Below are 9,662 nucleotides of genomic sequence, written 5' to 3'. Positions count from 1 at the left end.
CGGATCCTTGAGGGCCAAAACCTCCCATCATACCAGGAGAAACAAATGGTCCCTGAGGATCGAAACCACCCATCATAGGCCCGCCACCAGATCCTTGAGGGCCAAATCCACCCATCATAGGTCCAACACCAGTTCCTTGAGGGTTAAATCCTCCTATCATACCAGGTTCTGCCATGTGGGCGTGATGTTGGCCACAAGTGCAACCAGGTCCATGAGGTCCGTGTGGAACCATCCTATTTGTCTCCAGCCCAGGCTGCTCACCATACATGTTAATAGAGTGTTGATAATTTTTCATAGAATCCACCTCTCTTTAGTACTAATCCAGTTAAAAAAGTCTGCAACTTCGGTAATATTTGGGGCGAAAAACCAATAATTTTCATTTCAGCTTTTTACTTCTACATAATAAATGCCTACTAGACATTTCCCACATATCATATGCCTAAAGGGGTATTATGTGTTGATTCACAGGATAAATGGGTATTAGCCTTGTTTCTTATTTTTCGAACTACTATAATTTAAAGGAAGTTAAAAAAGTCCGGTGAAAATGACACATCGAATTTCCGCAAACATTGCTTAGAGAACTTGGTGAATAATAAGGTTATGCGCTTGAGTCTACTAGTTTATTCAGGGAGGTCAATTCCTCAGCGTAAGGCTGCAAGGATGTTAACTCAAGCAGTTGCCTCGCTCCGGTAGGTACTCAAAGCTTCACCGCCTTGAAATTTCGACGCACAGGACGTGCTAGTGTCGACAAGACATGAGGATGTGGCGCTCTTGTCGACGCGGTCCTTTTCATCCAGCTTTTATAACACTTATTATAGCTAGAGGTGTAATCAATGAATGAGCAATTTGTAAATGAAATTTTAAATAAGCTAAGAGATGGAGAACTAAGTGAATATTTAGTGAAAAATGATCAGTTTTTAGAGTTTCGAAAGACATTGGTCAAAAGGGAAGATTTCAAGCATTTTCGCGGGATTGCCCTGCATGGTGGAGATGTGCTGTATAGTTATTTGGAAGTCGCAAGAAGTTAATGGGACATAAGTCATAGACAAAGGTTGACAAAGACCTTAAAAAAATAGTAAAATTATCTTGAATTCAAGATAATGAAAAGGGTGGATAGTATGGAAGCAAATGAAGAAATCAATGTTCCTAACCTCTCCTTAAAATTTTTTGTCATACTATCTCGAGCATTCCGAACTGTGAATGAGCGGGTTGAAGAGGACGTAAAAGGATATGGATTAAACTTAACTGAATTTGCCGTGTTAGAGCTTCTTTATCATAAAGGAGATCAGCCAATTCAGCATATTGGTAAAAAGGTCTTGTTATCTAGCGGAAGTATCACATATGTTGTGGATAAATTGGAAAAAAAGAAATACCTTGAAAGAAATGCTTGTCCAAAGGATCGACGTGTCACATGGGCGTCCATTACGGAGGAAGGCAAACAATTCATGGATACCATTTTTCCAAAGCATCAGGAGGCAATTGAAGAAATTGTTGGAGGTCTGTCTGATTCTGAAAAAGAAGAAATGATGGTTCTCTTGAAAAAACTAGGTTTTCACGCTGAAAAATTATAAAAAATATTTGAAATGTATATTACTTGACCGCCCTTTTACAAAAATACTATACTTTCAAGATAAAGAGCAGAGTATTCTTAAATTGTAGTTGTAGTAAGAAAGGGAGAATGAGTATGGTTTCAAATAAGGTGAAGGACCTTCTTTTAAATAAAATGAAAATGATTCAACAACCGGGGGAACAGGATATCTGCTTAGTTGGGCCTGTTACTTTACCTGTTCAGTTAGACGATAAAGTCATGACATTTAAATGGTATACATGGTTAACAGTTGAGAATGAAATGACCTCTGAGGATGTGCTAGACTCACTTTCTCAAACCAACTTAGCAGCCATGCAGCAATCATCTGTACTTGTGTACGGGGATTTTGACACTGATAATGATGCGCTTATAAGAATGCATAGCATATGTCATACGGGTGATATTTTTGGAAGCAAGCGCTGTGATTGTGGGTTCCAATTACGTGAATCGATGAGAATGATCGAATCCAATGGCTGTGGTGCACTCTTTTATTTAGCCGATCATGAAGGAAGAGGGATTGGGTTAATTTCAAAATCACTTGCCTACATCCTTCAGCAAGAAGGGCTTGATACTGTGGAGGCTAACCTAGCATTGGGCTTTAATGACGATAGCCGTAATTATGAAGATGCGATTCGTGTTCTCACTGAGTTACGTGCGAAGCCAGTTACGTTAATTACGAACAATCCGAAAAAATTAGCTGCATTACAGGAATATGGACTATTATCAGATACACATATCCCACTTTGGGGGGATATCTCTGAATACAACAAAAAGTATTTAGCAACAAAAGTTGAAAAGTCTGGCCATATCCCTGTAAAAGAAAAATTGACAACAATTTAATAGTTCCATTAAAAAGGTAAGCCTTAAATTCCGGGGCTTACCTTTTTTTATGCGGATAGTAGTATTATCGTTGTTTTTGTTAAAAAATAGAGGAGAATTGTATAGTGTTGTACTATTAATATATATAAGAGTCTTGTTGAAATGGAGGAAACAGTAGTGGACTATGGCACACTTATTAATAAACAACGAGAATTCTTTTCTACAGGGAAAACAAAGGAAATTACTTTTCGGATCGATGCCCTTAAAATGCTTCGAAATCTAATTAAAACGCATGAAAAAGAAATCATGGCCGCTTTACATACAGATTTAAATAAATCTGAGTTTGAGTCCTATACAACGGAGATAGGGTTTGTATTGGAAGAACTGCGCTACATGATAAAACATATTGAAAACTGGGTAAAGCCGAAAAAGGTAAAAACAAGCATAACAGGCTTTGGCAGTAAAAATTATATCTATCCTGAGCCATATGGGGTGGTACTGATTATTTCACCTTGGAATTATCCATTCCAACTGGCGTTTGCCCCTTTGATTGGAGCTATCGCTGCTGGGAATTGTGCGATTTTAAAGCCTTCAGAATTAACTCCAAAGACGTCAGGATTACTGACTAAGCTGATTCGAGAAAATTTCCCAGAGGCATACATTGTAATTGTTGAGGGGGGAATTGAAACCAGTACAGCCCTTTTAAAAGAAAAAACTGATTACATCTTTTTTACAGGAAGTGTTGCCGTAGGGAAGGTGATTATGGAGGCAGCGGCGAAGCACTTAACGCCTGTGACTCTTGAACTTGGAGGCAAAAGTCCATGTATTGTCCACAAGGATGCGAATCTTCAGTATGCGGCAAAGCGGATTGCGTGGGGGAAGTTTACGAATGCAGGGCAAACCTGTATTGCACCAGATTATTTATATGTCCATCATGAGGTGAAGGACGAGTTTTTAAAGCTGTTAACAGAGGCAATTCATGAATTGTATGGAAATGCCCTTAGTGAGGAGAGTCAGTTTACAAAAATCGTGAGTGATCGGCATTTTCAGCGTCTAAAAACGTTTGTTTACAATAGTGGAACAATTTATTATGGCGGGGAATCAGATGCAGAGAAATACCTGATTGCACCAACGGTTCTGTCAAATATTACATGGGAGGATCCCATCATGGGGGATGAAATTTTTGGACCGATTTTACCCGTGATGGAATATGAAGATATTTTGCAAATCATCGATGAAATCAATAACCGGCCAAAACCACTTGCATTGTATATTTTTTCAGAGGTAGAACGAGTGCAAAACAAGGTCCTTGAGTCGATTTCCTTCGGTGGTGGCTGTGTGAATGACACGGTTTATCATTTTGTTTCGCCACATCTACCATTTGGAGGTGTAGGTGAAAGTGGAATCGGTGCTTATCATGGGAAAGGGAGCTTTGATGTATTTTCGCATGAAAAAGGCATCATGAAGCAAACAACACGATTTGATTTGCCATTCCGTTATCCGACGACAAAGCATGGGTTAAAGTTGATAAAAATGATTATGAAGTAGCCGTAAAATGACAAAAACGTTTATTACATTACTGAGATATTTGTAAAATTCAACCCGTATTTTACCCTCATGTCCAAAATTTAGGTAGAATTATAAGTTAGGATTTTTTTTCCATGTATATTTTCAGACAAGGTGACGCAAAGACTCTGGCATTCTACCACTTTTTGGACGATGAATCGAAATATTACAGCTGTTAACCTTCTAGTAGGGACAAAAACAACGACTACTAGGAGGAATGAAAATATGAAAAACCTAAAAAAGATTGGATTTGCAGCTGCATTAACATTTTCTTTATTAGCATCAAGTGTGAGTGCATCGGCAGCAACTCATACTGTTGAATCAGGAGATACATTTTGGAACCTTGGGATGAAGTATGGTGTATCTGTATTAAACCTTAAGGAAATAAACAACCGTACAAGTGATATGATCTATCCTGGAGAAGAGCTTGAAATTCCAGAATCAGTGTCAGCACAAGATAAAGAATTACTTGCTCGAATCGTACATGCTGAAGCAAAAGGTGAGCCATATGCAGGTAAAGTTGCCGTGGCTACAGTTGTGTTAAACCGTGTGGATTCATCTGAATTCCCTGATACTATTAAAGATGTGATATACGAAAAGACACCAGGTGGTTCATATGCATTTAGCCCAGTAGCAGATGGTTCAATTAACCAACCTGCTGATGAAGAAGCAAAACGTGCAGTAGATGAAGCAATTACATTCCGTGGACAAGGGAATGGATCTTTATTTTTCTTTAATCCAGATAAGTCATCCCACCCATTTATGATGTCAAGAGAAGTAACAACAATTATTGGTAATCACCGTTTTGCAAAATAATATATTTGAAAAACACCCATTTCGACTCATATCGAAATGGGTGTTTTTTTTTGCGTATTTAGAACATATAGTGAGTATTATATGAAAATATTGAAGGGAGAGCTAAATGTATGACAGCAAAGGTACTGTTTTTTGGAGACCCAGGAATTGATGATACACTTGCGATTATGTATGGATTGCTCAACCCAAAAATTGAGATAGTAGGCATCGTTCCTGGCTATGGAAATGTAAATCAGGAACAAGCCGTTCAAAATGTGGCATATTTACTATCCCTTGCAGGTAAAATGGATATACCAATTATTGCAGGCGCGAAGAGGCCGTTAACAGGGGAAGCTATTCCTTATTACCCGGAAATTCATGGAGCGAAGGGTCTCGGACCTATTCGACCACCTAATACACTTCCAACTGCAGAGTTATTAAATTTTAATGAAATTTTTAACATTATCGAGAGTTATGAAAATGAACTTTATATTGTCGATGTTGGCAGGTCGACATCACTCGCTATTGCTTTTAATCTTGGCGGAGATGTAATGAATAAAGTCAAAGGTTATTATATAATGGGTGGGGCTTTCTTAGTTCCAGGGAACGTAACTCCAGTCGCTGAGGCGAACTTTAATGGGGATCCTATCGCTTCGAATTTTGTTGTAGAGCATGCACGAAACCTTTCTATTTTTCCACTTAATATCACTAATAATGCGCTTTTGACCTCTGAAATGGTGGACACAATCGTCCAATTTGGAACAAAAAATCCATTTCGTAATTTAATAAAGCCTATTTTTGATTATTATTTTGAAGCTTATAAGAAAAATGTACCTGGGATTAAGGGGACTCCACTTCATGATGTTGTTGCACTTAGTGCAATCGTGAATCCATCGATTGTGCAATATGCACTTCGCAGAGTAAATATAGAAATGTTCGGAATAACAAAAGGTCTAAGCCTTGCCGATTTTCGTCCGAATCCAGAAGCAGAGCCACCAGAAACTTTAGATCGGATTGCATTACGATTTGATTATGAGCAATTTATAAATGATTTTATTCGGATCTCGACGATGGGTGTGACTGATAGGTAGTTCTTAACAGGTCTTTCGTGACTATTTCAGAAATATAGTACATTGGTAGTAGAAAAATATTTTTAATTTTCGGAAAATATACCCAAGCTTTCTTTTCCACATTTGGCATATAATGTGAATAAGGAAGCTTCTTTATTTGCCTAAGGTCAAGCATTACAAATCTGGACTTTAGGGGGTGATGACATGTTGTTACATCTCGTACTAGCAATCTTTATTGGTGGCTCTATGGGGTTGTTGGGACATGCTAAAAAACAGGGGAAAATCGAAAAACCTCGCGTGACAAAACGCTTCATCTACCTCGGCTTCTTAGAAGAAATGATTATTGGAATCGTTGCAGCAGTATTAGTCGTAGCTTCGAGCGACACAGAATCGATTTTTCGTGTAGTGTTCCTCTCGATTTTAGCAGGTTACGGGGGAGAAAGAATCATGCAGAGAGTGGAATTAGTCAGACAAGCAGAACGACCAAACGAATTGAAGGCAGAAACAAAACAAGAACAGGAGAACAATAAGAACAATGATGCAATTTGATTTAAAACAAGTAATAAAAGAAAAACGCGATGTATTTTAATCGACTCTTTTTGCAGGAAACCTGTGGAAAGGGTCATTTTTATTAATACACTAAGGAAACAAGACTAGAAACTCAACGCATTTGGTTCAATAGTAGAGATGTTCCTATTAAAATGGTATAATTAGTAGCAGTGAACATGAAATGGAGGATTTACACTACATGATTACAGTTACTAACGTAAGTTTGCGATATGGTGACCGCAAGCTTTTTGAAGATGTTAATATAAAGTTTACACCGGGAAATTGCTATGGCTTGATTGGAGCAAATGGTGCCGGAAAATCAACCTTTTTGAAAATCCTTTCTGGTGAAGTTGAGGCACAAACTGGTGATGTCCATATGACACCGGGTGAACGCCTTGCTTTCCTAAAGCAAAACCACTTCGAATATGAAGAGCATGAAGTTCTTAAAGTAGTTGTCATGGGACATGCACGTCTTTATGAAGTGATGCAGGAGAAGGATGCAATATATATGAAGCCAGATTTCTCCGATGAGGACGGGATGAGAGCGGCCGAACTTGAAGGAGAATTTGCCGAATTAAATGGTTGGGAAGCTGAATCAGAAGCAGCTATCCTTTTAAAAGGATTAGGAATTTCTGAGGAGCTTCACACGAAAAAAATGGCAGAACTAACAGGTTCTGAGAAAGTAAAAGTATTATTAGCGCAAGCCTTATTTGGGAAGCCAGATGTACTATTACTCGACGAGCCGACTAACAACTTGGATTTAAAAGCAATCCAGTGGCTAGAGGAATTTTTAATTAACTTTGAAAATACCGTAATTGTCGTATCCCATGACCGTCATTTCTTAAATAAAGTATGTACACACATGGCAGACCTTGATTATGGAAAAATTCAAATCTATGTTGGAAACTATGATTTCTGGTATGAATCGAGCCAGCTTGCTTCAAGAATGGCGTCGGATGCAAATCGCAAAAAAGAAGAAAAAATTAAAGAACTTCAAGCTTTTATCGCACGATTTAGTGCAAATGCATCAAAATCTAAACAAGCAACATCCCGTAAAAAGTTATTAGATAAAATTTCACTTGATGATATTAGACCATCATCACGTCGTTATCCGTTCGTCGGATTCACACCAGAGCGTGAAATTGGAAATGACCTATTACGCGTTGAAGGCCTAACGAAAACAATCGATGGTGTGAAGGTGCTTGATAATGTGAGCTTTATTATGAACAAAGGCGACAAGCTTGCGTTTGTAGGAAAAAGTGAAATTGCGATTACGACATTATATAAGATTTTAATGGGTGAAATGGAAGCAGACAGTGGTACCTATAAATGGGGAGTTACAACATCACAAGCTTATTTCCCTAAGGACAACTCTAAGTATTTCGGGGGAGATGAGCCAACATTAGTAGATTGGCTTCGTCAGTTCTCTCCAAATGACCAAAGTGAGAGCTTCCTACGTGGATTCTTAGGAAGAATGCTTTTCTCAGGAGAAGAAGTATTGAAAAAGCCTAGCGTTCTTTCAGGAGGAGAAAAAGTACGTTGCATGCTTTCAAAAATGATGCTAAGTGGCTCAAATGTGTTACTACTTGATGACCCTACAAACCACTTAGACCTTGAATCCATTACCGCTTTAAACAATGGCTTAATTGCGTTTAAAGGATCAATGTTATTTACATCCCATGACCATCAGTTTGTTCAAACGATTGCGAATCGTATTATTGAAATCACACCAAATGGACTTGTTGATAAAGAAATGACATATGATGAATACCTTAATAATGTTGAGCTTCAAAAACAAATTGAAGCAATGTATGCGTAATTACCAAATGCGTAAGCGCCTTGATCAACCCCGACAAGCACAAGACAAGCCAGTGGGAAGGTTGTACTTTGACCTTCTTGATGGATTGGCATGTGACCTCGAGGGGTTAGGCGTTGAAGCTGGACATATGTAAAAAGCCGTCTTCCTTTATCGGGAGACGGTTTTTTACGTGTCCTTAGAAATATTCGAGTCACTGCCATCTGGGTCATAAGTATTGGATGTACTCACACCATTATTAGTCGTAATATTGAAACCCGTATTAAATGACCCTGAACCTGCAATTGTTTTTCCAGTAGTTGAAGGCGAAACATTATACGAATTACCAGTGATAATGATACCCTCATTGCTATTAATTTCAATTGGTCCTAAAAAGATGGAAGCCATATGCATTGCACCTGCTTTACATAATCCTTATAGTACTAGCATATGGCATCTATTGAAATGTGAAAGGTACAAAACCCTAAAAAGCAAAAAAGATAAGCCTTAGACGGCTTATCACTTACCTAATAAAGCTAAAATTCCTCTAAAAATAAGAACAAATGAAAAGACGAAAATTGTAATGACACCAACTAGGGTTAACACGGGGTGTAAGCTCACTAAAACGGTATCATATGCTGTTACTCGAATCAGTGCAAAACCAGCTAAAATACACGCTACAAATAAGAAAACAAATTTATCCAAATGATTTCCCTCCTTTGATACACTATATGTCCCACTCATGAGATGGTGAGAAAATCAAAGATGTTTTAATCATTTTTTAATATTTGGGAATAAAAACGAATATCGTGAATAGAATAGTTTTGTTGGAAAAAAAGCAAATAAAAATAGGCTAAAAAAATAGGGTGGGACAGATGGCATTAGTAAAAAATTGTATTATTGTGTTGTTATTTGCGCTATTAGTTGTGGGAATGATTTTATTTGGGGTAAGGACGATTGAGGCAAAGGAAAAACCAACTGTGATGATGTCGACTGAGATGATATATGATCAAAAAACCGTTCACTTCTAGGGAAAGTGACGGTTTTTTTAGTAGTTTTATTCATGCTTAATAAAAGGAGGCCCGTATAAGGCCTCCTAAGGATATGGTTATTGTTGCGAACCGTTTTTAAGCTGTTGCTGTGCCATTGCAACGAGGCGTTTCGTCATTTCGCCCCCAACGGAGCCATTAGCACGTGCGGTCGTATCTGCACCAAGCTGAACTCCAAACTCATTGGCGATTTCTTCTTTCATTTGATCTAGAGCATTTTCAGCACCTGGAACCAATAGTTTGTTTCTTGCCATGATACATCACTCCCGACAAAGTTTTTTGAGTAACCAAACGATTACTCATTTTTAAGTTGTCACGTATTGTGGAAATGATGCTTGGGAAATAGGACCAAACTGCTTTTTTGGCTTTGGGAACAAATATTGTGAGTTTGGGCAGATATTTTTCGAATTTGAGTCGATATTGTCCAAGTT

The 9,662-nt window shown here is 38.1% G+C and carries 13 protein-coding genes and 1 pseudogene; 10 read left to right on the top strand and 4 right to left on the bottom strand.

Annotation, left to right across the window (positions count from 1 at the left end):
• Positions 1–295, bottom strand: a pseudogene (locus tag V7097_RS18815) (hypothetical protein); the annotation flags it as partial.
• A 538-nt stretch (positions 296–833) separates the two neighbouring features.
• On the opposite strand from V7097_RS18815, the gene V7097_RS18810 reads away from it, so the two are divergent.
• From V7097_RS18810 to V7097_RS18770, 9 genes are all read left to right on the top strand, one after another.
• Positions 834–1,028: a hypothetical protein gene (locus V7097_RS18810; RefSeq protein ID WP_335705182.1), complete on the top strand. Its 195-nt coding sequence runs from the start codon at positions 834–836 to the stop codon at positions 1,026–1,028.
• A 90-nt stretch (positions 1,029–1,118) separates the two neighbouring features.
• Positions 1,119–1,571 carry a MarR family winged helix-turn-helix transcriptional regulator gene (locus tag V7097_RS18805; protein WP_335705181.1) on the top strand — a complete coding sequence of 151 codons (453 nt, stop codon included), beginning with the start codon at positions 1,119–1,121 and terminating at the stop codon, positions 1,569–1,571.
• 113 nt (positions 1,572–1,684) lie between these two features.
• Positions 1,685–2,428: a GTP cyclohydrolase II gene (locus V7097_RS18800; protein ID WP_335705180.1), complete on the top strand. Its 744-nt coding sequence runs from the start codon at positions 1,685–1,687 to the stop codon at positions 2,426–2,428.
• 141 nt (positions 2,429–2,569) lie between these two features.
• The gene (locus tag V7097_RS18795; RefSeq protein ID WP_335705179.1) at positions 2,570–3,955 is read left to right on the top strand and encodes an aldehyde dehydrogenase; all 1,386 of its coding nucleotides are present in this window, start codon (positions 2,570–2,572) and stop codon (positions 3,953–3,955) included.
• 243 nt (positions 3,956–4,198) lie between these two features.
• Complete coding sequence (locus V7097_RS18790) at positions 4,199–4,789, top strand: cell wall hydrolase (RefSeq protein WP_335705178.1); 591 nt, start codon at positions 4,199–4,201, stop codon at positions 4,787–4,789.
• 110 nt (positions 4,790–4,899) lie between these two features.
• Positions 4,900–5,859 (top strand): nucleoside hydrolase, encoded by a 960-nt coding sequence (locus V7097_RS18785; RefSeq protein WP_335705177.1) that lies wholly within the window; start codon positions 4,900–4,902, stop codon positions 5,857–5,859.
• 183 nt (positions 5,860–6,042) lie between these two features.
• A complete protein-coding gene (locus V7097_RS18780) occupies positions 6,043–6,387 on the top strand; it encodes a DUF4257 domain-containing protein (protein ID WP_335705176.1) in 345 nt (114 codons plus the stop codon).
• A gap of 199 nt (positions 6,388–6,586) precedes the next feature.
• Complete coding sequence (locus V7097_RS18775) at positions 6,587–8,206, top strand: ABC-F family ATP-binding cassette domain-containing protein (RefSeq protein WP_335705175.1); 1,620 nt, start codon at positions 6,587–6,589, stop codon at positions 8,204–8,206.
• The gene (locus V7097_RS18770; RefSeq protein WP_335705173.1) at positions 8,199–8,339 is read left to right on the top strand and encodes a hypothetical protein; all 141 of its coding nucleotides are present in this window, start codon (positions 8,199–8,201) and stop codon (positions 8,337–8,339) included. Before V7097_RS18775 ends, V7097_RS18770 begins: the two co-directional genes overlap by 8 nt.
• 32 nt (positions 8,340–8,371) lie before the next feature.
• Here the strand turns inward: V7097_RS18770 and V7097_RS18765 are convergent, their stop codons facing one another.
• Together V7097_RS18765 and V7097_RS18760 are read right to left on the bottom strand one after the other, a co-directional pair.
• Positions 8,372–8,590 carry a spore germination protein gene (locus tag V7097_RS18765; RefSeq protein WP_335705172.1) on the bottom strand — a complete coding sequence of 73 codons (219 nt, stop codon included), beginning with the start codon at positions 8,588–8,590 and terminating at the stop codon, positions 8,372–8,374.
• 111 nt (positions 8,591–8,701) lie between these two features.
• On the bottom strand, positions 8,702–8,887 hold the full coding sequence (locus V7097_RS18760) for a hypothetical protein (RefSeq protein ID WP_335705171.1): 186 nt from the start codon (positions 8,885–8,887) through the stop codon (positions 8,702–8,704).
• A 170-nt stretch (positions 8,888–9,057) separates the two neighbouring features.
• Here V7097_RS18760 and V7097_RS18755 point away from each other — a divergent pair, with 170 nt between their 5' ends.
• Positions 9,058–9,213, top strand: coding sequence for a hypothetical protein (locus V7097_RS18755; protein ID WP_335705170.1), 156 nt, complete (start codon positions 9,058–9,060; stop codon positions 9,211–9,213).
• Between the two features lie 77 nt (positions 9,214–9,290).
• Here the strand turns inward: V7097_RS18755 and V7097_RS18750 are convergent, their stop codons facing one another.
• Complete coding sequence (locus V7097_RS18750; RefSeq protein WP_057996587.1) at positions 9,291–9,485, bottom strand: alpha/beta-type small acid-soluble spore protein; 195 nt, start codon at positions 9,483–9,485, stop codon at positions 9,291–9,293.
• Positions 9,486–9,662: the final 177 nt, after the last annotated feature.

The organism is Bacillus sp. JJ1562 (assembly GCF_036962705.1).
Taxonomy (GTDB): domain Bacteria; phylum Bacillota; class Bacilli; order Bacillales; family Bacillaceae_L; genus Ferdinandcohnia.
Note: the sequence above shows the minus strand (reverse complement) of the source record. Positions and strands in the feature narration are given on the sequence as shown.